The sequence below is a fragment of the Paracoccus gahaiensis genome (assembly GCF_005048225.1).
GTDB lineage: Bacteria > Pseudomonadota > Alphaproteobacteria > Rhodobacterales > Rhodobacteraceae > Paracoccus > Paracoccus gahaiensis.
Genome location: NZ_SUNI01000016.1, coordinates 88,545 through 111,773, shown reverse-complemented (window position 1 = coordinate 111,773; position 23,229 = coordinate 88,545). Strand labels below are relative to the sequence as shown.

Here is a 23,229-nt window from a genome sequence, read left to right as displayed (position 1 = left end):
CTGGCCGAGCGCGAGGCCGAGCGGCGGGCCGGCGAGGCGCGCGAGGCCCGCGCCGCCTGCGCGGCCCGTGCCGAGGCCGCCCGCGATCTGGAAGCCGCCGCCCGCGCCCGCATCCTGGAAGACGACGACCGCAGCCCCGACCAGCTGCTGGCCGCTTTGGGCGAGGTCGATCCCGACCAGCCGGCGACGGCGCTCGAGGATCGCATCGCCGCCCTGCGCCATGCCCGCGACGCGCTTGGCGCGGTCAACCTGCGCGCCGACGAGGACAAGCGCGCGCTGGAGGCCGAGCGCGACCAGCTGGCCGCCGAGAAGACCGACCTGGAAGAGGCGATCGCCAAGCTGCGCGCCGGGGTCAGCAGCCTCAACCGCGAGGGACGCGAGCGCCTGCTGGCCGCCTTCGAGACGGTGAACGCGAATTTCTCGGTCCTGTTCACGACGCTGTTCGGCGGCGGCGAGGCGCGCCTCGTGCTGGTCGAATCCGACGATCCGCTGGAGGCGGGCCTCGAGATCATGTGCCAGCCGCCGGGCAAGCGGCTGTCCACCCTGTCCCTGCTGTCGGGGGGCGAGCAGACCCTGACGGCCATGGCGCTGATCTTCGCGGTCTTCCTGGCCAATCCCGCACCGATCTGCGTGCTGGACGAGGTCGACGCGCCGCTGGACGATGCCAATGTCAGCCGCTTCTGCGATCTTCTTGACGAGATGACGCGGCGCACCGACACGCGCTTCCTGATCATCACCCATCATGCGGTGACGATGGGCCGGATGGACCGGCTGTTCGGCGTCACCATGGTCGAGCAGGGCATCAGCCAGCTGGTCAGCGTGGATCTGAAACGCGCCGAGGCTCTGGTCGCCTGAGCCCCGGCATGCTACCCATGACCCATCCCGGACGGACTTGCGCCGATGGCCCCCGCAGATGGCCCCGCAGATGGAGCGTGACATGAACCCCTTCAACCGGCTCGCATCCTTCATGATGGCCAAAAGGCAGGCCGCCGATGCGCAATCCGCCACCTCGGGCAAAGCCACGCTGGTGGCCGCCTCCCACTCGAACCCGATATTGGATTATCTTGTGACCGACAAAATCAACCAGAACCGCCAGGCCGAGGGCATCGAGGCCCGCCTGACCGAAAAGGGCATCACCCTGCCCGCAGCCCCGATGCCGGCGGCCAATTACGTCCCCTTCGTGCAGACCGGCAAGCTGGTCTTCATCTCGGGCCAGATCAGCGCCGATGACAACGGGCTGATCACCGGCAAGCTGGGTGACGGCACCTCGGTCGAGGAGGGCGCGGCGGCGGCCCGCCGCTGCGGTCTGGCGCTGATCGCGCAGCTCAAGGCTGCCGTGGGCGATCTGGACCGGGTGACGCGGGTCGTGAAGCTGACCGGCTTCGTGAACTCGACCCCCGACTTCACCGACCAGCCCAAGGTCATCAACGGCTGTTCCGACCTGATGGTCGAGGTCTTCGGCGAGGCGGGCCGCCATTCCCGCGCCGCTGTCTCGGCCCCGTCTCTGCCCTTCGGCGTCGCGGTCGAGGTCGAGGCGGTCTTCGAGGTCGCCTGATGCTGTCCGCCTCGCCTTTGGACGACCGCTTCCTGACCACGCCGATCACCCATCGCGGGCTGCACGGCGTGACGGAGGATGGGCGCATGGTGCCGGAAAACAGCCTGGCCGCTGCGCAGGCCGCCATCGACGCGGGCTATGGCATCGAATGCGACATCCAGCCCGGGCCGGGGGGCGAGCCGCTGGTCTTTCACGACTATCAGCTGACCCGCCTGACCGGGCAGCCGGGCTTCATCGCGGCCACCGACGCGGGCGCGCTGGCGGCCCTGCGCCTGTCCGGCACGGACGAGCGGGTGCCGACGCTGGCGCAGTTCCTGGATCTGGTGGCGGGCCGGGTGCCGCTGCTGATCGAGATCAAGGATCAGGACGGCGCCTGCGGCCCCAATGTCGGCACGCTGCCCGCCCGCGTGGCCGAGGCGCTGGAGGGATATGCGGGGCCGGTCGCGGTCATGTCTTTCAACCCCCACATGATCGCGGCCTTTCGCGCCGAGGCCCCGGACGTGCCCGTGGGCCTGACCACCTGCGCCTTTCCCGAGGCGGACTGGGCCCGCCTGCCGCCCGAGCGGCGCGCGGCACTGGCCGCCATCGCCGATTTCGACCGGGTGGGCGCCGCCTTCATCTCGCATGACAAGGCGGACCTGACCAATCCCCGCGTGGATGCGCTGCGCGCAGGCGGCGTTCCGGTCCTCTGCTGGACGATCCGCAGCGCGGCGGAAGAGGCGGAGGCCCGCCGCTTTGCCCGGAACATCACCTTCGAGGGCTATCCGGCGGCCCTCTGAGGTTGTCTTTCACGGGGGCCGCCCTTTGCGACATCGGCGGCCCCTGACAATCGCCTCCGGGCGCCCTATCTTGCAGGCATGAACGACATGCTGACCCTGACGACCCATCCCTCGATCGCCGCCATCGACCCGCAGGTCTGGGACGGGTTCGGCGACGGCAATCCCTTCACCTCGCACCGCTTCCTGCTGGCTCTGGAACAGTCCCGCTCAGTGGGGACGGGGACCGGCTGGCAGCCCCTGCACCTGACGGTCGCGATGGGGGATACGATCACCGGTGTCGCGCCGCTCTATGCCAAGTCGCACAGTCAGGGCGAATACATCTTCGACCATGGCTGGGCGCAGGCCTATGTGCGGGCGGGCGGGCGCTATTACCCCAAGCTGCAATGCGCGGTGCCCTTCACCCCCGCCACCGGCCAGCGCCTGCTGGCGGGTGACGACACCGCGCGGGCGGGCCTGCTGGCGGGGATGATGCAACTGACCGAGCGGCTGGATGCCTCGGGCGCGCATGTCACCTTCTGCACCGAGCACGAGGCGGATCTGGGCGCGGCGGCGGGCTTCCTGCCGCGCATCACCCAGCAATATCACTGGCTCAATCGCGACTATGGCAGCTATGACGATTTCCTGGCCGGGCTGTCCTCGCGCAAGCGCAAGGACCTGCGCAAGGAACGCGCCCGCGCGCAGGCGTTCGGCGGCACCATCCGCCACCTGTCCGGCGACGACCTGAAGCCGCATCACTGGGACGCCTTCTGGGAGTTCTATCAGGACACGGGCGCACGCAAATGGGGACAGCCCTACCTGACCCGCGCCTTCTTCGACCGCATCCACGAGACGATGAAGGACGACATCCTTCTGGTGCTGGCCGAGACGGACGGACAGCCGATCGCGGGGGCGCTGAACTTCCTCGGCCCCGATGCGATCTATGGCCGCTACTGGGGCTGCGCGGCCGACCACGCCTTCCTGCATTTCGAGCTGTGCTATCACCAGGCCATCGACCATGCGATCGCCCACGGGCTGTCCCGGGTCGAGGCCGGCGCTCAGGGCGACCACAAATTGGCGCGGGGCTACGAGCCGGTTCCGATCCATTCGCTGCACTGGGTGCGCGATCCGGGCTTCCTGGGCGCGCTGCAGAATTACCTGGACCAGGAGCGCGAAGCGATGGGGGCCGAGATCGAGGCGCTGGCCGACTTCACCCCGTTCCGCAAGGGCGAGCTGCAACCCTGACGCCCTGTTGCGTCCCGCGAGGGCCGGGGGGCCGGCCCCCCGGACCCCCCTTTGCCGGTCGGTTCAGACGCGTTCCAGCAGGGCCTCGCCCGCGCTGACGGTGCAGGTGCCGGGGCTGTCCTCGACATCGATGGTGGTCAGGACGCCATCCTCGACCAGCGCGGCAAAGCGCTTGCAGCGCCCGAAGAAGCCCACCGGCGGCGCATCGAAGCCGAGGCCCATCGCCTTGGTCACGCTGCCATCGGCATCGGCCAGCACCTCGATGCCGGCCTCGGTCGCGCCGGTCTGCTCGGCCCAGGCCTTGGCCACGAAGGGGTCGTTGACGGTGACGCAGACGATGCGCGCCACGCCCTTCGCGCGGAACGCATCCGCGCTGCGCACGAAGCTGGGCATATGGGCATTCGTGCAGGTCCCGGTGAAGGCGCCCGGCAGGCCGAAGAGGGCGATCTTGCCCGTGGCCAGATCGGCCAGGTCGACGGCCTCGGGCCCGGCCTCGCCCACGCGCAGCAATTGGCCCTGGGGCAGCTTGTCTCCGGCGGTGATGGTCATCGAATGCTCCTGAATTGCAACGGATTCGCCGCGACTATAGGCTGCGCCCGACGGACAGGCAAAGGGGCTCGGGCATGCGGATCGTGATTGTGGGGGCGGGTCAGGCGGCGGCCTCGATGGCGGCGCGGCTGCGCGCGACGGGGCACGAGGGCCCGCTGACGGTGATCGGGCGCGAGCCCGCCGCCCCCTATCAGCGCCCGCCTTTGTCCAAGGACTACCTGATGGGCCGGATGGGATTGGACCGGCTGACGCTGCGCGCGCCCGACTGGTGGCGCGACCAGTCCATCGCGCTGCACCTGTCCGAAACCGCGCTGTCCATCGATCCGGACGCGCGCATCCTGACCACCGACCGGGGCACCCATCCCTATGACGCGCTGGCCCTGACCACGGGGGCCGCGCCCCGCCGCCTGGCCGCCGCGATGGGCGGCGATCTGCCCGGCACCCATGTCATCCGCACCCTGGCCGATGTGGACGCTCTCGCCCCCGACATGCGCGAGGGGCACCGGCTGATCGTCATCGGCGGCGGCTATATCGGGCTGGAGGCGGCCGCCGTCGCCCGCAAGCTGGGCCTAGAGGTCACGCTGGTCGAGGCCGCGCCCCGCATCCTCGGCCGCGTCGCGCCCCCGCAGACCGCCGAGCTGATCCGCGCCCTGCATCTGGCCCAGGGCGTGACCCTGCTGGAGGGCCGGGGCATCAGCCAGATCACCGGCACGGACCGCGCCGACGGCGTCGCGCTGAGCGACGGCACCCATCTGCCCGCCGATCTGGTCATCATGGGCATCGGCGTCCTGCCCGAGACGGCGCTGGCGGCCACGGCGGGCCTCGCGCTGGACAATGGCATCGCGACCGACGGGCAGGGGCGCACCTCGGACCCGGCCATCTGGGCGGCGGGCGACTGCGCCAGCATTCCGTATCAGGGCGGCCGGCTGCGGCTGGAAAGCGTCGGCGGCGCCATCGACATGGCCGATTGCGTGGCCGACAACATGCTGGGGGCCGGGCGCGACCATGTGCCGAAGGCGTGGTTCTGGTCCGACCAGTTCGACGCGAAGCTGCAGATCGCGGGTCTCAGCACCGGCCATGACCAGGTCGTGACCCGGCCCGGCCCCGAGGGGCATGGAGATCACGCGGGCTCGGTCTGGTGCTTCCGGCAGGGCCGCCTGATCGCGGTCGATGCGCTGAACGACGCCCGCGCCTACATGATCGGCAAGCGCCTGATCGAGGCCGGCCGCAGCCCCGACCCCGCCCTGATCCCCACCATCCCCGACCTCAAGACGTTGCTGTCATGACCGCGCGCCTATCCTGCATTGGTCCGCAAATATCCTGCAGGGGGGTCCGGGGGGACGCAAGGTCCCCCCGGCGGCGCGGGACGCAGCCATGAGGATCGTGGGCGGCAGGCTGCGCGGCCTCAGGCTGGCGGATGTGGGCGAGGGCGATCTGCCCGCCCATCTGCGCCCCACCACCGACCGCGTGCGCGAATCGATCTTCAACCTTCTGGTCAATGGCAGCCACGGCAACCCCCTGCCGGGCGCGCGGGTGCTGGACCTCTTTGCCGGCACCGGCGCCCTGGGGCTGGAGGCGCTGTCGCGCGGCGCCGCCGAGGTCACCTTCGTCGATGACGGCGCCAAGGCCCATGCGCTGATCCGCCAGAATGTCGACAAGGCCCGCGCCGGCGACCTGACCCGGCTGATCCGCCGCGATGCGACGAAGCTGGGCCCGCTGCGAGGCGCGGGCTTCGGCGTGGTCTTCCTCGATCCGCCCTATGGGCAGGGCCGGGGCGAGGCGGCGCTGGCCTCGGCCCTGCAGGGCGGCTGGCTGGCCCCCGGCGCGACGGTGATCTGGGAGGAGTCCCGTGCGCCGCTGCTGCCTGCGGCGCTGACGCTGCTGGACCGGCGCAGCTATGGCGAGACGGTGGTGACGCTGGCGCGGCTGGTGCCCTCGGACCTCGGCTGACGCGGACGTGTTCACGCGCCGCTTGCGGGCCACGGCCCGCCTGCCAGAATGACCCCGTCGCGAGGAGGACCCGATGACCCCATTCAGACTTTCCGCAGCCCTGGCCATGTCGCTTGCCCTGGCCGCCCCCGCTTGGGCGCAGGACGCCACCCATCAGGGGCACGGCATGGCCGATGCGCCCGACGCCCATGCGGGGCATGACATGCCGGACGCCGATGCCGCCAACGCGGCCTACAACGCCGCCATGGCCCGGATGCACGAGGACATGATGATCGCGCCCTCGGGCGATGCGGATGTGGATTTCGTGCGCGGGATGATCCCGCACCACCAGGGCGCGATCGAGATGGCGCGCGTCGTGCTGGAACATGGCGACGATCCCGGCATCCGCGCCCTGGCCGAGGAGATCATCGCCGCTCAGGAGGCCGAGATCGCCACCATGACCGAATGGCTGGACGAGAACGCCCCCGCCGCCGAGTGAGAGATACCGGAGGGCCCGGCATGATCGCCGGGCCCTCCGCGTCGCCCTCAGGCCGGGCGGGCGATGCTGGCGGCGGCGGCCTCCAGCGCGCCGGATCCGTGGGGGATGTCCAGGGCGATCATCCCGGCCTCGATGGCACCCAGCACGCCCAGCAGGACGCCGGGGTTGCAATGGCCCATATGCGCGATGCGCAGCGCCAAGGCGGGATCGGGGGCGCCCAGACCCACGCCGAGCGTCACCCCGCATTCGCGCGTGGCCCAGTCCCGCAGCGCGTCCGCGCCGGGCATCGTCACAGCGGTCACCGAGGCCGCCCGCGCGGCGGGATCCGCCACCGACAGCCGCACGCCGCCACCCCCCACGGACCAGGCATCGACCGCGGCCCAGGTGGCGCGGGCCAGCCGGGCATGGCGGGACCAGACGGCCTCAAGACCCTCCTCGTCCAGGATCATGGTCAGCGCCTCGGACAGCGCGAAGACCTGCTGGACCGGCGGCGTGCCGCCCCAGAAGCGCCACAGCGCGTCCGAGCCCGCCCGCCCGTGCCAGTCCCACCAGGGCGAGGTCAGCCCGGTCGCCCCCCGGGCCGCCGCCTTGTCCGAGAACCAGACGAAGACCGTGCCGGGCGGACACATCAGCCCTTTCTGGCTGGCGGCGATCAGCACGTCGACGCCCCAGTCATCCATGCGCATCGGCGCGCAGCCGAGCGAGGCGATGGCATCCACGACCAGCAGCGCCGGGTGATCGCCCATCGCCGCCCGGATCGCGGGAATGTCGGCCAGGGTCGCGCTGGCCGTGTCGGTCTGGCAGACCATCACCGCGCGGATCCGCCCCTCGGGGTCGCGGGCCAGCCGCTCGGCCAGGCGGGCGGGATCGGGGGGCAGGTTGCCGAAATCCAGCCGCTCGACCGCGACGCCCAGGCCCTCGGTCATCTCGGCCCAGCTGCGGCCGAAATGGCCCGAGGTCAGGACCAGCGCCTGGTCGCCCCGGTCGAACATGTTGGCGCTGGCCGCCTCCCACCCGGCATGGCCGTTGCCGATATAGGGGGCCAGATGGGCGCGCGTGCCCGCCAGCCGCTTCAGCTGCGCCATGACCTGCAGGTTCACCTGCGCCAGAGGCGCGCCATAGATGTCGGGCGAGGCGCGATGCGCGGCATTCAGCACCCGGGCCGGGACCGGTGAGGGGCCGGGAATGGCGATGATGTCGGGCCCGCCCTGATAGGGGCTGGTCCCGGGGGAGGCAGGCGCGGTCGGGGCAGGGTCGGTCGAGGCAGGGGCGGACACGGGGGCAGAACTCATCGCGGTCATTCCTTCACATCGTGCAGGATCGGTAGGGCCACAGCATCGCCCCGTCAACGGGGGGCGGTCTTGTGGGCCCCGGGCGGAAGGGGGTATGGCTGGACCCCAGCCCCAAGGGCCGTGCCCTGCCCGATGCCGGGGCAGGTGCCGGTGCCCGACCCACCGACCAGGAGGCCGCACGACCCGTGGACCCGCGCCAAGACAGCCCCGACCGCCTGATCGCCCAGGCCACGCGCCCCGGCCTCGGCGCCCCGCCCGATCCCGATCAGGTGCGGGGCCTGCTGGCGCGGCTGTGGCAGGATTATCTGCGCCCCCACAAGGCCAGGATGGCGCTGGCCTTCGCGCTGATGACGATCGAGGGATCGACCCTGGCGCTGATCAGCTGGATGCTGAAGCCGCTGTTCGACCTGGTCTTTTCCGGCGCGCAGCCCGGCGCGATCTGGTGGGTGGGCGCCGCGATCATGGGCATCTTCGTGATGCGGGCGGTGACGCTGATCGCCAGCCGGGCGCTCTTGACCCGGATCTCGCTGTCGGTGTCCACCCTGATGCAGACGCAGCTTCTGTCCCATATCCTGACGCTGGACAGCCGCTTCTTCCGCGAGAACTCGCCCGGCGCGATGATCGAGCGGGTGCAGGGCGACACCATCGCCGTGCAGGGGGTCTGGGCGGCGCTGATCACAGGGGCCACGCGCGACGTCATCGCGCTGGTGATGCTGTTCGGCGTGGCCCTGACCATCGATCCGGTCTGGACCCTTGGCGCGCTGATCGGCGCGCCGATCCTGATCATGCCGGCGGCGCTGGTGCAGCGCTATATCCGCCGCAAGGTGCGCCAGAACCGCGTCAATGCCAGCCTGCGCGCCACCCGGCTGGACGAGGTGCTGCACGGCATCGCCTCGATCCGGCTGAACCGGGCCGAGGACGATCAGGTCGCCCGCTATGCCCGCATCGTGGGCCGCATCCGCGACGCCGAGACCAAGGTCGCCGCCACCTCCAGCGTGATCCCGGCGCTGACCGACATCGTCACCGGGGTGGGCTTCGTGGCGGTGCTGGCCTTGGGCGGCAACCAGGTGATGGAGGGCAACCGCAGCGTCGGCGATTTCATGGCCTTCTTCACCGCCCTGGCGCTGGCCTTCCAGCCGATGCGGCGACTTGGCGGGCTGGCGGGCACCTGGCAGACGGCGGCGGCCAGCCTGGAGCGGATCTATCAGGTCTTCGACACCCGGCCCACGGTCCTGTCGGGCCCGCGCGGCACGCCCCCCGAGACGACCGAGATCCGGCTGGACGATGTCTGGCTGTCCTATGACGGCCAGCCGGTGCTGAACGGGCTGAGCTTCACCGCCCATGCCGGGCAGACGACGGCGCTGGTCGGCCCCTCGGGGGCGGGCAAGTCCACGGTCTTCAACCTGCTGACGCGGATGGTGGACCCGGACCGGGGGCAGGTCACCCTGGGCGGCGCGCCGGTCTCGGCCTTCGATCTGGGCGTGCTGCGCGACCAGTTCTCGACCGTGGCGCAGGAATCGGCGCTGTTCGACGAAAGCCTGCGGGACAACGTGATGATGGGGCGCCCCGGTGCCTCGGAGGCGGATCTGCAGGCGGCGCTGGCGGCGGCGAACGTGGCCACCTTCCTCGATGATCAGCGCACGCTGGACAGCCCCGTCGGGCCGCGCGGATCCTCGCTGTCGGGCGGCCAGCGCCAGCGCGTGGCCATTGCCCGCGCCCTTCTGCGCGACGCGCCGATCCTGCTGCTGGACGAGGCGACCAGCGCGCTGGACACCGCCAGCGAGCGGCTGGTGCAGGATGCGCTGGACCATCTGTCGGCGGGCCGCACCACGCTGGTCATCGCGCATCGCCTGTCCACCATCCGCAGCGCCGACAAGATCGTCGTGCTGGAGGCGGGCAGGGTTGTCGAAGAGGGCAGCCATGACCAGTTGATGACCCAAGGCGGCACCTATGCCCGCCTTGTCGCGCTGCAATTCGGAGGCCATGAATGACCCGCCAGATCATCCGCCTGACCGGCGAGGACCGTGTCGAGTTCCTGCAGGGGCTGGTCACCAACGACGTCACCCGCGCGCCCTGCTGGGCGGCGATCCTGACCCCGCAGGGCAAGTACCTGGCCGATTTCCTGATCATTCCCGACGGGGATGCACTGCTGATCGACGTGGACGCGGCGCTGGCCCCCGACCTGCTGCGGCGGCTGACGATGTACAAGTTGCGCTCGCGCGTGGCGCTGGAGGCCACCGACATGCCCCTCGCCCGCGGCACCGGCCCCGCGCCCGAGGGCGCCATCGCCGATCCCCGCCACCCCGCGCTCGGCTGGCGGCTCTATGGCGCCGAGGGCGATGACGGCAGCGATTGGGACGCGATCCGCGTGGCGCATTGCATCCCCGAGACGGGGATCGAGCTGATCCCGAACGAGACCTTCATTCTTGAGGCCGGGTTCGAACGCCTGCACGGCGTCGATTTCCGCAAGGGCTGCTATGTGGGGCAGGAGGTCACCGCGCGGATGAAGCACAAGACGGAACTGCGCAAGGGCATCACCGTGCTGGGCATCGAGGGCGCCGCCCCGGTCGGCACCCCCATCACGGCGGATGGAAAGGAGGTCGGCACGCTCGGCACCCAGTCCGGCGGGCGGGCCATCGCCCATGTCCGCCACGACCGCCTGGCCCCGCAGATGCAGGCGGGCGAGGCGCGGCTGACGCCTGCATGAGCGACCCCGCGCCGCCGCCCCTGCGCAAGATCATCCATATCGACATGGATGCCTTCTTCGCCTCGGTCGAGCAGCGCGACTTTCCTGAATTGCGCGGCAAGCCGGTGGCGGTGGGCGGATCGGCCGCGCGCGGCGTGGTGGCGGCGGCCAGCTACGAGGCGCGGGTCTTCGGCGTCAGGTCAGCCATGCCCTCGGTCACGGCGGCGCGGCTCTGCCCGGGGCTGATCTTCGTGCGGCACCGCTTCGACGTCTACAAGGAGGTCAGCCAGCAGATCCGCGCGATCTTTCACGACTACACCCCGCTGGTCGAGCCCTTGTCGCTGGACGAGGCCTATCTGGACGTGACCGACCATCTGGAGGGGCGCACCGCCACGCAGATCGCCCGCGACATCCGCGCCCGCATCCGTGAGGTCACCGGGCTGACCGCCAGCGCGGGCGTCAGCTACAACAAGTTCCTGGCGAAGCTCGCATCCGATCAGAACAAGCCCGACGGGCTCTGCGTGATCACGCCCGACCGGGGGCCGGACTTCGTGCTGTCCCTGCCGGTGGGCAAGTTCCATGGCATCGGACCGGCGACGGCGGCCAAGATGCAGGCCATGGGCATCGCCACGGGCGCCGATCTGCACGCGCAGGATCTGGACTTCCTCATGCGCCGCTTCGGCAAGTCGGGGCGGTACTACTGGAACATCTCGCGCGGGATCGACCATCGCCGCGTCAGTCCCGACCGGATCCGCAAGTCGGTGGGGGCCGAGAACACCTATTCCGCCGACCTGCTGACGCTGGACGAGGCCTTTGAGGCGCTGTCCCCCCTGGCCGCCAAGGTCTGGGGCGCGGTGGCGCGGCACGAGCTGCGCGGGCGGACGGTGACGCTCAAGGTCAAGTTCTCGGATTTCCGGCAGATCACCCGGGCGCGCAGCCTGGGCCATGCGGTGGGGTCGGAACCAGAGCTGCTGGCCATCGCCCGCGACCTGGCCACCGGCGTGCTGCCCGATCCGCGCGGCGCGCGGCTTCTGGGCATCACCCTGTCGGGCTTTGATCACGAGGATCCGGACCCCGCGCAGCTGAGCCTCTTCGACTAGCGCCAGATCCGCAGGCGCCCCGGTCCCTGGGCGGCCAGGATCAGCAGCCCGCCCGCGATGGCCCAGTTCTTGACGACGATGGTGACCTGCCAGGGATCGGCGCGCAGCTGCCAGTGAAACCAGCTGGTCGCGATGCAATAGACCGCCAGCACCAGCGCCCAGCTCCGCACGTGCGGGCCGGTGATCAGGCAGATCCCCGCGATCAGGTTAAAGGCGGCCACTGCCCAGACCAGCTGGCCCGGCAGATCCAGGCTTTCGATCATCCGCACGACCTGGCCCGGATCACCGGCCTTCTGCAACGCGCCGCCCAGAAACAGCAGCGCGATCAGCACCCGGCCCGTCAGGTTCAGCAAGTCGTTCATCGCGCCCCCCATGTTGCAATCCGGTGGGCCGGGCCTATCAAAGGGCAGCCCGAACAACCAGCAGGTCCGCGCATGAACATCCTGTCCATCCAGTCGCATGTGGTCTTCGGCCATGCCGGCAACGCCGCCGCCGTCTTTCCGATGCAGAGGCTGGGGGTCGAGGTCTGGCCCGTCCACACCGTGCAATTCTCCAACCATACCGGCTATGGCGCCTGGACGGGCCGGGTCTTTGACGGCCCTGCCATCGAGGAGATCGTCGAGGGCATCGCCGACCGGGGCGTCTTGGGCACCTGTTCGGGCGTGCTGTCGGGCTATATGGGGTCCTCGGATATCGGCAATGCGGTGCTGGGGGCCGCGCATCGGGTGCGCATCGCCAATTCGAAGGCGCTGTGGTGCTGCGATCCGGTGATCGGGGATGTGGGGCGCGGCATCTTCGTGCGTCCGGGCATCCCGGAATTCCTGCGCGACGTGGCCGTGCCGCAGGCCGACATCGTCACGCCCAACCATTTCGAGCTGGAATACCTGACCGGCGGCTCGGCCCGCAGCGCCGCCGATTTGCGCCGCGCGCTGGCCACGCTTCACGTGATGGGGCCACGCATCGTGCTGGCGACCTCGGTCCTGGCCGAGGACACGCCCGCCGACGCGCTGGACATGATCGCCAGCACCCCCGAGGGCGCATGGCGCGTCCGCATCCCGCGACTGGAGCTGAACGCCAACGGCACCGGCGACATGGTGGCGGCGCTGTTCTTCGTGCATGTGCTGCGCGACGGCGATGTGGCGGGCGCTCTGGGCAAGGCGGCGGCCTCGGTTCATGGCGTGCTGCAGGCCACGCTGGAGGCCGGCACGCGCGAGATCCGCCTGATCGCCGCGCAGGAGGAATTCGTGCGCCCGAGCCATAGCTTTTCGGTCGAGGCGCTGGCCTGACGCCCAACGCAAAACGCCCGGACCGACCGGTCCGGGCGTTCTCACGCAATCGTGCGGGGCATGAAGCGCGGGTCAGGCGCGTTCGCTGTACTCGAAGGCTTCGGTGTTGACGATGATCGCCTCGCCCTCGCCCACGAAGGGCGGGATCATGATGCGCACGCCATTGTCCAGGATCGCCGGCTTGTAGCTGTTGGCCGCCGTCTGGCCCTTCACGACCGGCTCGGTTTCGGCGACCGTGCAGGTGACCTTCTGCGGGATGGACACCGACAGGGCCTCCTCGCCGTAATACTCGATGGTGGCGGTCATGCCGTCCTGCAGGAAGGGGCGGCGGTCGCCCAGCAGGTCGGCGTCCAACTCGGTCTGCTCGAAGGTCTCGCTGTCCATGAAGACCAGCTTGCCGTCGGTCTCGTACAGGAATTGCTGGTCCTTCTGGTCCAGACGGACGCGTTCGACCTTGTCCTCGGACCGGAAGCGCTCGTTTAGCTTGCGGCCGTCGCGCAGGTTCTTCAGCTCGACCTGGGCGAAGGCGCCGCCCTTGCCGGGTTTGACATGGCTGACCTTGACCGCGCCCCAGAGGCCGCCGTCATGTTCCAGAATGTTGCCGGGGCGGATTTCGTTGCCGTTGATCTTGGGCATGGGTGTGGGTCTCGTGCGTTTGCGGGAATTTCGGGCCGCCCGGGGTTTGAACGGCCAGTCACGGCCCCTATATCGAGCCGTGAAGCATCAGGCAACCAGAACGGTTCTGCCGCGTTGTCAAGACGGCATGCAGGACGAAGGGGTGCTGACGTGACGGAAGACGGGCAATATTTCCCGCATTTCTGTCGACATGCGCTAGGAACATGGCAGACATGCGGCGCGAGGGATACCGAATCGCCGCCCCGAAAGGCTAAGGCAGGCGACACCGTCGCAGAAACGGATTTCAAGAAACAGGGAAAGCGTCAAGCTTTCCCGCAAGGCCCTGTCGCCTGACGGGGTCGCAAGAGAATGGACAAGACAAGATGCGCGATTTTGTTGACGGCTCGGCTTTCAATTTCGAACAGGGCCAGCGCGCCCGCAAGCTGTTTGCGGCCGTGGTGCTGGCGGCATTGGATGACGCCATTGCAGATGACAAGAAATATGGCAATGGCCCCGAGCAGATCGCCCGGTGGGCGCGGTCGCGCGATGGCCGCGAAGTGCTGTCCTGCGCGGGCATCGACCCTAACGAGCGCGTCGTGAAGGGCTTGATGGAATTCGTCTCCAAGGGCGTGCGGACCTCTGTCGCGCTGTCGCGTGAGGAAAGCGAACGCCGCATGGCCGCCGAGGCCGAAGAAGCCGAAGCCGCCTGACCCATCCTGCGCATCGACCTGTCAGGGCCGTCCCTTGGGGCGGCCTCTTTTATTCGCGCAGGCGGGCGCACCGAGGATCACAACCGGGTGATGATCCGCTGCGAGTAGAAATGCCGCACGTCGCTGGCATGGCAGAGTTCGGTCGCGGGCGTCATCACGGCCGCCGAGGCGGCGGCGGTGCCCAAGGCCAGAGCCTCCTGCACGGGCCAGTCGCGGGCCATGGCCAGCACGAAGCCCGCCACGAAGCTGTCGCCCGCCCCCACCGCGCTGACCACGCTGACCGGGGCCGTGGCGGCGTGCCAGGCGCCGTCCAGGCCCGCGATGACCGAACCGTCGGCGCCGCGCGCCACGATCACCGCCCGCGCCGCGCCGTCCCGCACCAGGTTCGCGGCAAAGCCGGCGCTGTCGCTGCGCAGGGGCAGGGGCCGGCCCGCCAGCCCCTCGGCCTCGTGGCTGTCCATGCGCAGCACGTCGACCGGGATCGAGGATCCCGCCATCGCCCGCAGCGCCTCGCCCGAGGTGTCGACCAGAAGCTTCGCCCGCCCGTCCTTGAGCCGCACGGTCAGCATCTGCTCGAATCCCGGGACAACGCCCGGCGGGTTCGATCCCGACACGACCACCCAGCCCCCGGCCAGCGCGGCCTCGGCAATGGCGGCGATGGCGGTGGCGACCTGGGCCATGTGCCATTCGGGGCCGGGCAGCACGAAGCGGTATTGCCCGCCGGTGGCGCGGTCGGTGACGGCCAGCGACTGGCGCGTCTCGCCCGGGGCGGTCAGACGCAGCAGCTTGAGCCCCGCCGCCTTCAGCATGTCGGCCATGCGCGTGCCGGTGGCCCCCCCAAGCGCGACTATGGCCGTGGACTGCCCGCCGACGATCTGGATGGCGCGGCTGACATTGATGCCGCCGCCGCCCGGGTCGATGCGCGGCTTGTCGCAGCGCAGTTTGAGATCGGGCACGACCGCGTCGGCGGCGGTGGACAGGTCCAGCGCCGGGTTCAGCGTGACGGTCAGGATCGGGGCCTGGCCACTCATTTTTTCGGGCCGCTCACGTCATTCCCACCAGCGGTCGATGGTCGAGATGTCCTCGTCGGACCAGCCGAAATGATGCGCCATCTCGTGGGTGACGATATGGACCACCAGATCGCCAAGCGTCACGTCGCCGCGCGTGGCCCATTCGTCCAGGATCGCCCGGCGGAACAGCCAGATGATGTCGGGGCCGCCGGGCTGGTCGCTGATCGACTTCTCGGTCAGCGGGATGCCGTCATAGAGGCCGGTCAGCTCGAACGGGTCGTCGATCTGCAATTCGTCCAGCACGTCGTCGGGGGCGAATTCGGCCACCTGCAGCGCGACCTGCGCGGCGGCCTCGCGGAATTCCGGCGGCAGGCCGTCCAGCGCGCTGCGCGCCATGACCTCCATCTCGGCCGCGTCGGGGGCCGTGCGCCCGTCCCAGTCACTCATTGCGTGGCACCTTCTGCATTGCCCCCCTGATATGGACAAGAATCGCCACCTGTGAAAGAGAAACCCCAACAGGAGACCCCCATGACCATCACCCGTTTCGCGCCCTCGCCCACCGGCCACATCCATGTCGGCAACCTGCGCACCGCCTTGTTCAACCACCTGATCGCCCGCAAGGCCGGCGGTACCTTCATCCTGCGCCTGGACGACACCGACCAGGAGCGCAGCAAGGAGGAATATGTCGACGGCATCAAGTGCGACCTGGACTGGCTGGGCCTGCACTGGGACCGGGTGGAACGCCAGTCGCTGCGGCTGGACCGCTACCGCGCCGAGGCTGAGGCGCTGAAGACGGCGGGGCGGCTCTACGAGGTCTTCGAGACCCCGACCGAGCTGGACCTGAAGCGCAAGAAGCAGCTGAACATGGGCAAGCCGCCGGTCTATGACCGCACCGGGCTGGGACTGTCCCAGGCCGACAAGGACAGGCTGCGGGCCGAGGGGCGCGAGGGCTATTGGCGGTTCCAGCTGGACCAGAGCCGGATCGAATGGACCGACGGCATCCTGGGCGAGATTTCCATCGACGCGGCCTCGGTCAGCGATCCGGTGCTGATCCGCGCGGACGGGCAGGTGCTGTACACCTTCGCCAGCAGCGTGGACGACACCGACATGGGCGTGACGGATATCGTGCGCGGCTCGGACCATGTGACGAACACCGCGACCCAGATCCAGATCATCCAGGCCATCGGCGGGACGCCCCCGTCCTTCGCGCATCACAGCCTGCTGACCGGCGCCAAGGGCGAGGAGCTGTCCAAGCGCATCGGCGCGCTGTCGCTGAAGGACCTGCGCGAGGCGGGCGTTGCCCCCGAGGCGCTGCTGGGCCTGATGGCGCGGTTGGGATCGGGCGTGCCGGTGGGGCTCGCCTCGCTGGACGAGCTGGCCGCCGCGTTCGATCTGTCGCAGTTCGGCGCCTCGCCCACCAAGTTCGACGCCGACGACCTGTGGCCCCTGACGCGGGAACGTAACCAGGCGCTGCCCTTCGCCGCCGTGGCCGACCGCATCGCGGCGCTTGGGGTGCCCGAGGCGCAGGCCGAGCAGTTCTGGCGCGTCGCCTCGCAGAACATCACCCGGCTGGAGGATCTGGAGGCCTGGTGGCGGATCTTCAGCGAGGGCGCCGAGCCGCAGATCGACCCCGAGGATGCGGATTTCATCGCGCAAGCCATGACCCTGCTGCCGCCGCCGCCCTATACCGACGCCACCTGGGGCGAGTGGACCTCTGCCGTCAAGCAGGCCACCGGCCGCAAGGGCAAGGGCCTGTTCATGCCGCTGCGCAAGGCGGTGACGGGGCAGGCCCACGGCCCCGAGATGTCGGACGTGATGCCGCTGGTGCAGGTGGTGAAGGCGCGGGGCTGACCTTTCGGCCTGGGGGTCGTGGGGGCGTCGTCGGGGCGCTGCCCCGTCGCGCGTGCCGCGCGACTCCCCGGGATATTTGCGCCAAGATGAATGGGGCAGAGTTTCAGGCGCGCGGGCGGGGATTTGGGGACAAAACCGCTTGACGCCCCCGCGCCGGTCGCCTACATCGCCGCCTACTCGTGGCGGAGTAGCTCAGTTGGTTAGAGCAGCGGAATCATAATCCGCGTGTCGGGGGTTCGAGTCCCTCCTCCGCTACCAGTAATCCCCCCTCTTCAGATTGTCCGCTCCGGGATCGGGAGTGCGGATATGCGAGGCGCTCCGCCTCGTATGTCGGTGCCGACTGATCGACCGCGGGCATCCGGGCGGCCAGATCCGCCTCGGCAGCGATGGCGACAGCCCGAGCTGGCGGCTTGGGGCCCCGAAGTCGACGGGCATCAAGGCCGATGTCCTCACAGGGACGGGGCCGGCAGAACTGCCGCCGGCCGCGCCGGGTGTCAGGCCCTCATGGCAGGGCGGGCACGGCGACGACCGGCATCTCGCCGGTCAGCGTGTGCAGGAAGGCGACCAGGTTGTCGAGTTCGGGCTCCGAGAACTCGTGGCCCAGCATCTGCTCTCCCATCAGGTTCACCGCATCGCGCAGGTCGTTGACGCTTCCGTTGTTGAAATACGGATAGGTCACGGCGACATTGCGCAGGGTCGGGGTGCGGAAGGTGAACTTGTCCGCCTCGTCCGCGGTCACGACGAACCGCCCCTCGTCGGTCGAGCCGGGAACCTCGAAGCGGTGGAACATGCCGTCCGACATCACCGGCCCGCTGTGGCAGGCCACGCAGCCATTGTCGGCGAAGAGCTTCATCCCCTCCTTGGCCTCGTCCGAGATCGCCTGGTCGTCGCCGCGCAGGAACCGGTCGAAGGGCGAGTTGGGCGTGTTCAGCGTCCGTTCGAAGGTGGCGATGGCCAGCGCCACGTTCTGGGCGTTGATCGGATCCTCTTCACCCGGGAAGGCGGCGTCGAAATGGGTCCGATAGACGGTCAGCTCGTTGATGCGGGCGATCGCCTGGTCCAGCGTCATGTTCATCTCGACATCCGCCTGGATCGGGCCGAGGGCCTGGCCTTCCAGGTCGGGCTCGCGACCGTCCCAGAACTGCGAGGTCAGAAAGCCCGAGTTCAGGACCGTGGGCGTGTTCCGCACGCCCACCTGCCCCGCATGGCCGATGGCCCGGCCGATCCGGTCGGACCAGCCCAAGGCGGGGTTGTGGCAGGTCGCGCAGCTGATCACGCCCGAGGCCGAGATCCGCGGTTCGAAGAACAGCATCGCGCCCAGGTCGATCTTTTTCTGGGTCATGGAATTGCCGGCGGGGATGGGCGGCAGGAAGGGCAGCGGCTCGAACATGGCGCGGTAGTCCTCCATGTCGTCGGCCAGGGCCGTGCTGGCCAGCGCCAAGGCCAGAAGCGTCGCGCCAAGGCGGATGGGTATCTTGGTTCTCATCGGGCTATGTCCCTCGTGTCGTTGGGTTGTCGCCGTCCCGACCGCGCGCGGCAGAGGCGCGATACCGCAGGCCGCCGGACCGGCAGCACGAGAGTGCGCCCTAGGGGTTAACAAAACCTTGACGCATATCAATCGGGGGTGCCGGGGCGCGATGTTTCGGCGTCGCGGGCGAGGGCGGGGGGCTTTGGCATAAGGGGTCGGACCCCGGGCGCGTTTTGGCCGGGACCGAGCCCTGTCATGTTGCTTTGTGATAAGATCTGTGATTATCTGTTAAAAATTGGTGAGGGAGGTACCGGTGAGCGTCACATCCAGCTATCGTGTCTGCGTCGTGGGATTGGGGTCGATGGGGATGGGTGCGGCCCTGTCCTGCGTGAAGGCGGGGCTGGCGACCAGCGGCATCGACCTGGATGCGGGTCGCCGCGAGGCCTTTGCCGCCCAGGGCGCCGAGGCGGTGGCGGGCGCGGTGGCGGACCTGCCGGGCGATTTCGATGCGGTCATCGTGCTGGTCGTGAACGCCGCGCAGGCCCGTCAGGTGACCTTGGGGCCGGACGGCATCGCCGCGCGGGTCAAGGCAGGCGGGGCGGTCATGGTCAGCTGCACCCAATCGGCCGAGGATGCGCGCGCGCTTGGCACCGAGTTGCAGGCGCGGGGCATCCTGATGCTGGACGCGCCGGTCTCGGGCGGGGCGGCCAAGGCCGCGCAGGGGGCGATGACGGTCATGGCCTCGGGGCCCGACGCGGCCTTCGACGCGCTGGCCCCGGTGCTGGAGGCGGTGGCGGGCAAGACCTATCGCATCGGGTCCGAGATCGGGCAGGGCGCCACCGTCAAGGTCATCCACCAGCTGCTGGCGGGCGTGCATATCGCCGTGGGCGCCGAGGCGATGGCCTTGGCCGCCCGCGCGGGCATCCCGCTGGACATGATGTACGACGTCGTCACCAATGCCGCCGGCAATTCCTGGATGTTCGAGAACCGCATGAAGCATGTGGTCGACGGCGACTACACGCCCAACTCGGCGGTGGACATCTTCGTCAAGGATCTGGGGCTGGTGACGGAAACCGGGCGATCGCTCGGGCTTCCGCTGCCTTTGGCCTCGACGGCCTTCGCGATGTTCCAGCAGGCCTCGAACATGGGCCATGGGCGCGAGGATGACAGCGCGGTGATCAAGACCTTCTCGGGGATCGACCTGCCGCAGGGGAAGACGTCATGAAGATCGGCGTCATCGCGGATGATTTCACCGGCGCCACCGACATCGCGGGCTTTCTGGTCGCGGGCGGGCTGGCCACCACGCAGATGATCGGCGTGCCCGGGGCCGATGCGGTCGTCGAGGCCGAGGCGGTGGTGATCTCGCTGAAATCCCGCTCCAACCCGGCCGGGCAGGCGATGGCCGACAGCCTGGCGGCGCTGGACTGGCTGCGGGCGCGGGGATGCGCGCAGATCTATCAGAAATACTGCTCGACCTTCGATTCGACGGCTGCAGGCAATATCGGCCCGGTGGCGGATGCGCTGATGGAGGCGCTTCAGACCGACATCACGGTGGTCTGCCCGGCGCTGCCGGTCAACGGACGCTCGGTCTATCTGGGGCATCTGTTCGTGGGCGAGGCGCTGCTGCAGGATTCGGGGATGCGCGACCATCCGATCACGCCGATGCGCGACAGCAGCCTGATCCGGCTGATGGAGGCGCAGGCGCAGGGCCGCTGCGGGCTGGTCGCGGCCTCGACGGTCGATCAGGGCGTGGAGGCGGTGCGGGCGCGGATCGCGGCGCTGCGGGCCGAGGGGGTCCGCTATGTCGTGCTGGACGCGATCTCGGACGCGCATCTGGACGTGCTGGGACGGGCGGTGCGCGACATGGCGCTGGTCACCGGCGGGTCCGGTCTGGGTCTGGGGATCGCGCGGGCTGTGGCCGACGGGGCTGCGGCGCAGGCTCAGGATGCCGGGGCGCCGCTGCCGGGGCCGGGGGTGGTGATCTCGGGGTCCTGCTCGCAGATGACGAACCGGCAGGTGGCGGCCTATCGCGCCGTGGCACCCACGCGGGAGGTCGATGTGGCGCGCTGCCTGGACGATGCCGATGCCTATGGGGCGGAACTGGCGCGATGGGTGCTGGACCAGCCGCAGGACGGCCCGGCGCCGATGATCACCGCCACCGCCACGCCCGACCAGCTGCGCCAGATCCAGGCCAGTCACGGCGCGGCCGCCTCGGAGGCGGTCGAGCGGACCTTCGCCGCCGCCGCCCGCGCCTTGGCGCAGGGGGGCATCACGCGCTTCGTCGTGGCGGGGGGCGAGACCTCGGGATCGGTCACGCAGGCGCTGGAGGTGACGGGCTTTGCCATCGGCCCGCAGATCGCGCCGGGCGTGCCTTGGGTGCGGGCGCTGAACCGGCCCCTGTCATTGGCGCTGAAATCGGGCAATTTCGGGGCCGAGGGGTTCTTCCTCGACTGCCAGCCGCAGGGGGTGCGCGCATGAGTGCCGCCGAGCGCATGGTGCTGCTGTGCAAGTCGCTGTTCGACCGGGGCTATTCGGTGGGCGGGGCGGGCAATGTCTCGGTCCGCGACGCGGCGGGCGGGTTCATCGTCACGCCGACCGGCAGTTCCCTGGGGCGGCTGTCGGCAGACGCGCTGTCGGTGATCGGGGCGGACGGGGTGCCGCTGCCGGGGCCGAAGCCCTCCAAGGAATTTGCCTTTCACCGCGCGCTCTATGACGTGCGCCCCGAGGCGGGGGCCATCGTGCACCTGCACTCGACCTATCTGACCGCGCTGTCCTGCCTCGAGGGGCTGCCGCGCGACAATGCCATTCGGCCCTTCACCCCCTATTACGTCATGCGCATCGGCCATATGCCGGTCATCCCCTATGCCCGCCCCGGATCGCCGCAGATCGGCCGGGATCTGGCGCAGGCCGCGCAGGGCAGCCGGGCGCAGGCCTTCCTGCTGGCCTCGCATGGGGTCGTGGTGCTGGGCCGCGACATCGACGATGCCGTGAACAATGCCGAAGAGCTGGAAGAGACCGCCAAGCTGCAGTTCATCCTGCAGGGCCGCGAGTTGCACTACCTGACCGAAGCCGAGATCGCCGACCTGCAAGGGGGATACTGACATGACCCGGATCGCCGCCAACCTGTCGATGCTGTTCACCGACGCGCCCTTTCTGGACCGGTTCGACCGGGCCGGGGCGGCGGGGTTCCAGGCCGTCGAGTTCCTGTTTCCCTATGACCACCCGATCGAGACGGTCAAGGCGGCGCTGGACCGCAACAGCCTGTCCCTGACCCTGATCAACGCGCCGGCCGGGGATTGGGCCGGCGGAGAGCGCGGCTTTGCCGCCCGCCCCGCCAAGCGCGCCGAATTCGAGGCGAGCGTGGCCAAGGCCGTCGACTATGCCGCGGGCCTGGGCTGCCCGCGCATCCATGTCATGTCGGGGATCGTGGCGGACGAGCCCGACCCCGCCGCCTGCGAAGCCGTCTGGATCGACAACATGCGTCTGGCCGCCGACATGGCCGGGCGGGCGGGGCTGGACCTGTCCATCGAGCCGCTGAACACCCGCGACGTGCCGGGATATTTCCTGGCGCATCAGGACCCCACGCTCGCGCTGATCGCCGCCTTGGATCGCCGCAACGTCCTGCTGCAGTTCGACGTCTATCACACGCAGATCATGGACGGCGACATCATCCGCCGGATCGAGCGCATGAAGGGCGCCTATGGCCATGTCCAGATCGCGGGCGTCCCCGACCGGCACGAGCCCGACAGCGGGGAACTGGCCTATCCCGAGATCTTCGCCGCCTTCGACCGGGTGGGCTTCGACGGCTGGCTGGGCTGCGAGTACAACCCGCGCGCCGGCACCGAGGAGGGTCTGGGCTGGGCCGCCCCCTGGCTCGACGCGCGCCCATGATCCCGGCCGAGCGCCAGCATGTCATCCTGTCCTGCCTGGCCGAACGTGATGTGGTCAGCATCGCGGACCTGATGGACCGCCTGGGCGTGTCGCACATGACCGTGCGCCGCGACATTCAGGCGCTGGAGGGGGCCGGGCGCGTCAGTTCGGTCACCGGCGGCGTGCGCCTGTCGCGCCGGCTGGCGCAGGAGCTGCCGCATCTGCAGAAGATGGCGATCAACACCGCCCAGAAAAGCGCCGTCAGCCGCGTGGCCGCCGCCCTGGTCGAGGACGGCATGGTGATCTATCTGGACGCGGGCACCACTTTGCTGGAACTGGCGCGGCGGATCGCGGACCGGCGCGACCTGACGGTGGTGACCAACGATCTGGTGATCTGCGCCTTCCTGTCCGAGCATTCCGGCTGCACCCTCTATCACAGCGGCGGGCTGGTCGAGCGTGCCAACCAGTCCTGCGTGGGCGATGCCGCCTCCGAGGCGCTGGCGCGGTTCAACTATGACATCGCCTTCATCTCGACCTCGTCCTGGACGCTGTCGGGGCTGAGTTCGCCCTCCGAGGCCAAGGCGGCGGTCAAGCGGGTCGCGGTGCGGCAGGCCCGGCGGTCGGTGCTGGTGTCGGATTCGACGAAATACGGCGCGGTGGCGGCGGTGAACATCCTGGCGCTTTCGGCGCTGGACACGATCGTGACCGACGACCGGATCGACGCCGGTCAGGCCCGCGCCCTGCGCGAGACGGGCGCCGAGGTGATCCTGGCCGACAGCGCGCCGGACCCCGACATCAAGGAAGGATAG

24 protein-coding genes, 1 tRNA gene and 1 pseudogene are annotated in these 23,229 nt (G+C 69.8%); 19 read left to right on the top strand and 7 right to left on the bottom strand.

Annotated elements, in window-relative coordinates; all coding sequences use genetic code 11:
• The 4 genes and pseudogenes from FA743_RS15355 to FA743_RS15340 form a co-directional block, all read left to right on the top strand.
• Window positions 1-855 (top strand): annotated as a pseudogene (locus FA743_RS15355) (chromosome segregation protein SMC); the annotation flags it as partial.
• 250 nt (window positions 856-1,105) lie between these two features.
• Entirely contained in the window at window positions 1,106-1,555 is a 450-nt protein-coding gene (locus tag FA743_RS15350; RefSeq protein ID WP_281281786.1) for a RidA family protein, read from the top strand.
• Entirely contained in the window at window positions 1,555-2,334 is a 780-nt protein-coding gene (locus FA743_RS15345) for a glycerophosphodiester phosphodiesterase family protein (protein WP_136886972.1), read from the top strand. Before FA743_RS15350 ends, FA743_RS15345 begins: the two co-directional genes overlap by 1 nt.
• 87 nt (window positions 2,335-2,421) lie before the next feature.
• Window positions 2,422-3,555 carry a GNAT family N-acetyltransferase gene (locus tag FA743_RS15340; protein ID WP_425467195.1) on the top strand — a complete coding sequence of 378 codons (1,134 nt, stop codon included), beginning with the start codon at window positions 2,422-2,424 and terminating at the stop codon, window positions 3,553-3,555.
• Window positions 3,556-3,618: 63 nt separating this feature from the next.
• Here the strand turns inward: FA743_RS15340 and FA743_RS15335 are convergent, their stop codons facing one another.
• Window positions 3,619-4,104 carry a peroxiredoxin gene (locus FA743_RS15335; protein ID WP_136886970.1) on the bottom strand — a complete coding sequence of 162 codons (486 nt, stop codon included), beginning with the start codon at window positions 4,102-4,104 and terminating at the stop codon, window positions 3,619-3,621.
• A gap of 74 nt (window positions 4,105-4,178) precedes the next feature.
• Between FA743_RS15335 and FA743_RS15330 the strand changes: the two genes are divergently transcribed.
• The 3 genes from FA743_RS15330 (at window position 4,179) to copM (ending at window position 6,532) form a co-directional block, all read left to right on the top strand.
• A complete protein-coding gene (locus FA743_RS15330; protein WP_136886969.1) occupies window positions 4,179-5,390 on the top strand; it encodes an NAD(P)/FAD-dependent oxidoreductase in 1,212 nt (403 codons plus the stop codon).
• 88 nt (window positions 5,391-5,478) lie between these two features.
• Window positions 5,479-6,054, top strand: a complete 576-nt coding sequence (gene rsmD / locus FA743_RS15325; protein WP_136886968.1) for a 16S rRNA (guanine(966)-N(2))-methyltransferase RsmD — start codon at window positions 5,479-5,481, stop codon at window positions 6,052-6,054.
• A gap of 73 nt (window positions 6,055-6,127) precedes the next feature.
• Window positions 6,128-6,532: a CopM family metallochaperone gene (gene copM / locus FA743_RS15320; protein ID WP_136886967.1), complete on the top strand. Its 405-nt coding sequence runs from the start codon at window positions 6,128-6,130 to the stop codon at window positions 6,530-6,532.
• Between the two features lie 47 nt (window positions 6,533-6,579).
• Here copM and FA743_RS15315 read toward each other — a convergent pair whose 3' ends face one another.
• Window positions 6,580-7,824, bottom strand: a complete 1,245-nt coding sequence (locus FA743_RS15315) for a pyridoxal-phosphate-dependent aminotransferase family protein (RefSeq protein ID WP_136886966.1) — start codon at window positions 7,822-7,824, stop codon at window positions 6,580-6,582.
• Between the two features lie 185 nt (window positions 7,825-8,009).
• Here FA743_RS15315 and FA743_RS15310 point away from each other — a divergent pair, with 185 nt between their 5' ends.
• Genes FA743_RS15310 through dinB form a run of 3 tightly spaced genes read left to right on the top strand, consistent with a single transcriptional unit; the run spans window position 8,010 to window position 11,610 of the window.
• Entirely contained in the window at window positions 8,010-9,815 is a 1,806-nt protein-coding gene (locus FA743_RS15310; protein ID WP_425467194.1) for an ABC transporter ATP-binding protein, read from the top strand.
• Complete coding sequence (gene ygfZ / locus FA743_RS15305; RefSeq protein WP_136886965.1) at window positions 9,812-10,531, top strand: CAF17-like 4Fe-4S cluster assembly/insertion protein YgfZ; 720 nt, start codon at window positions 9,812-9,814, stop codon at window positions 10,529-10,531. Before FA743_RS15310 ends, ygfZ begins: the two co-directional genes overlap by 4 nt.
• Entirely contained in the window at window positions 10,528-11,610 is a 1,083-nt protein-coding gene (gene dinB / locus FA743_RS15300; RefSeq protein WP_136886964.1) for a DNA polymerase IV, read from the top strand. Before ygfZ ends, dinB begins: the two co-directional genes overlap by 4 nt.
• Here the strand turns inward: dinB and FA743_RS15295 are convergent.
• Window positions 11,607-11,972 (bottom strand): DoxX family protein, encoded by a 366-nt coding sequence (locus FA743_RS15295; RefSeq protein WP_136886963.1) that lies wholly within the window; start codon window positions 11,970-11,972, stop codon window positions 11,607-11,609. The genes dinB and FA743_RS15295 overlap by 4 nt on opposite strands.
• A gap of 72 nt (window positions 11,973-12,044) precedes the next feature.
• Between FA743_RS15295 and pdxY the strand changes: the two genes are divergently transcribed.
• Complete coding sequence (gene pdxY / locus FA743_RS15290; protein ID WP_136886962.1) at window positions 12,045-12,896, top strand: pyridoxal kinase PdxY; 852 nt, start codon at window positions 12,045-12,047, stop codon at window positions 12,894-12,896.
• A gap of 72 nt (window positions 12,897-12,968) precedes the next feature.
• On the opposite strand, the gene efp is transcribed toward pdxY, so the two are convergent.
• Window positions 12,969-13,532: an elongation factor P gene (gene efp / locus FA743_RS15285; RefSeq protein WP_136886961.1), complete on the bottom strand. Its 564-nt coding sequence runs from the start codon at window positions 13,530-13,532 to the stop codon at window positions 12,969-12,971.
• Between the two features lie 362 nt (window positions 13,533-13,894).
• Here efp and FA743_RS15280 point away from each other — a divergent pair, with 362 nt between their 5' ends.
• Entirely contained in the window at window positions 13,895-14,221 is a 327-nt protein-coding gene (locus FA743_RS15280) for a DUF6280 family protein (RefSeq protein ID WP_042251710.1), read from the top strand.
• 77 nt (window positions 14,222-14,298) lie between these two features.
• On the opposite strand, the gene FA743_RS15275 is transcribed toward FA743_RS15280, so the two are convergent.
• On the bottom strand, window positions 14,299-15,252 hold the full coding sequence (locus tag FA743_RS15275) for a 1-phosphofructokinase family hexose kinase (protein WP_136886960.1): 954 nt from the start codon (window positions 15,250-15,252) through the stop codon (window positions 14,299-14,301).
• A gap of 18 nt (window positions 15,253-15,270) precedes the next feature.
• The gene (locus tag FA743_RS15270; RefSeq protein ID WP_136886959.1) at window positions 15,271-15,678 is read right to left on the bottom strand and encodes a metallopeptidase family protein; all 408 of its coding nucleotides are present in this window, start codon (window positions 15,676-15,678) and stop codon (window positions 15,271-15,273) included.
• Between the two features lie 81 nt (window positions 15,679-15,759).
• Here FA743_RS15270 and gltX point away from each other — a divergent pair, with 81 nt between their 5' ends.
• Both gltX and FA743_RS15260 read left to right on the top strand, forming a co-directional pair.
• Window positions 15,760-17,082, top strand: a complete 1,323-nt coding sequence (gltX, locus tag FA743_RS15265; RefSeq protein ID WP_136886958.1) for a glutamate--tRNA ligase — start codon at window positions 15,760-15,762, stop codon at window positions 17,080-17,082.
• A gap of 181 nt (window positions 17,083-17,263) precedes the next feature.
• A tRNA-Met gene (locus tag FA743_RS15260) sits at window positions 17,264-17,340 on the top strand.
• A gap of 244 nt (window positions 17,341-17,584) precedes the next feature.
• Here the strand turns inward: FA743_RS15260 and FA743_RS15255 are convergent.
• Complete coding sequence (locus FA743_RS15255; RefSeq protein ID WP_136886957.1) at window positions 17,585-18,568, bottom strand: cytochrome-c peroxidase; 984 nt, start codon at window positions 18,566-18,568, stop codon at window positions 17,585-17,587.
• Window positions 18,569-18,863: 295 nt separating this feature from the next.
• Here FA743_RS15255 and ltnD point away from each other — a divergent pair, with 295 nt between their 5' ends.
• The 5 genes from ltnD to FA743_RS15230 are packed head-to-tail and all read left to right on the top strand — an operon-like array spanning window position 18,864 to window position 23,229.
• Window positions 18,864-19,775: an L-threonate dehydrogenase gene (ltnD, locus tag FA743_RS15250; RefSeq protein ID WP_136886956.1), complete on the top strand. Its 912-nt coding sequence runs from the start codon at window positions 18,864-18,866 to the stop codon at window positions 19,773-19,775.
• Window positions 19,772-21,028, top strand: a complete 1,257-nt coding sequence (gene otnK / locus FA743_RS15245) for a 3-oxo-tetronate kinase (protein ID WP_136886955.1) — start codon at window positions 19,772-19,774, stop codon at window positions 21,026-21,028. Before ltnD ends, otnK begins: the two co-directional genes overlap by 4 nt.
• Window positions 21,025-21,651 carry a 3-oxo-tetronate 4-phosphate decarboxylase gene (gene otnC / locus FA743_RS15240; protein ID WP_136886954.1) on the top strand — a complete coding sequence of 209 codons (627 nt, stop codon included), beginning with the start codon at window positions 21,025-21,027 and terminating at the stop codon, window positions 21,649-21,651. The genes otnK and otnC overlap by 4 nt, the downstream gene beginning before the upstream one ends.
• 1 nt (window position 21,652) lies before the next feature.
• Window positions 21,653-22,441: a 2-oxo-tetronate isomerase gene (otnI, locus tag FA743_RS15235; protein ID WP_136886953.1), complete on the top strand. Its 789-nt coding sequence runs from the start codon at window positions 21,653-21,655 to the stop codon at window positions 22,439-22,441.
• Window positions 22,438-23,229 (top strand): DeoR/GlpR family DNA-binding transcription regulator, encoded by a 792-nt coding sequence (locus FA743_RS15230; protein WP_136886952.1) that lies wholly within the window; start codon window positions 22,438-22,440, stop codon window positions 23,227-23,229. Before otnI ends, FA743_RS15230 begins: the two co-directional genes overlap by 4 nt.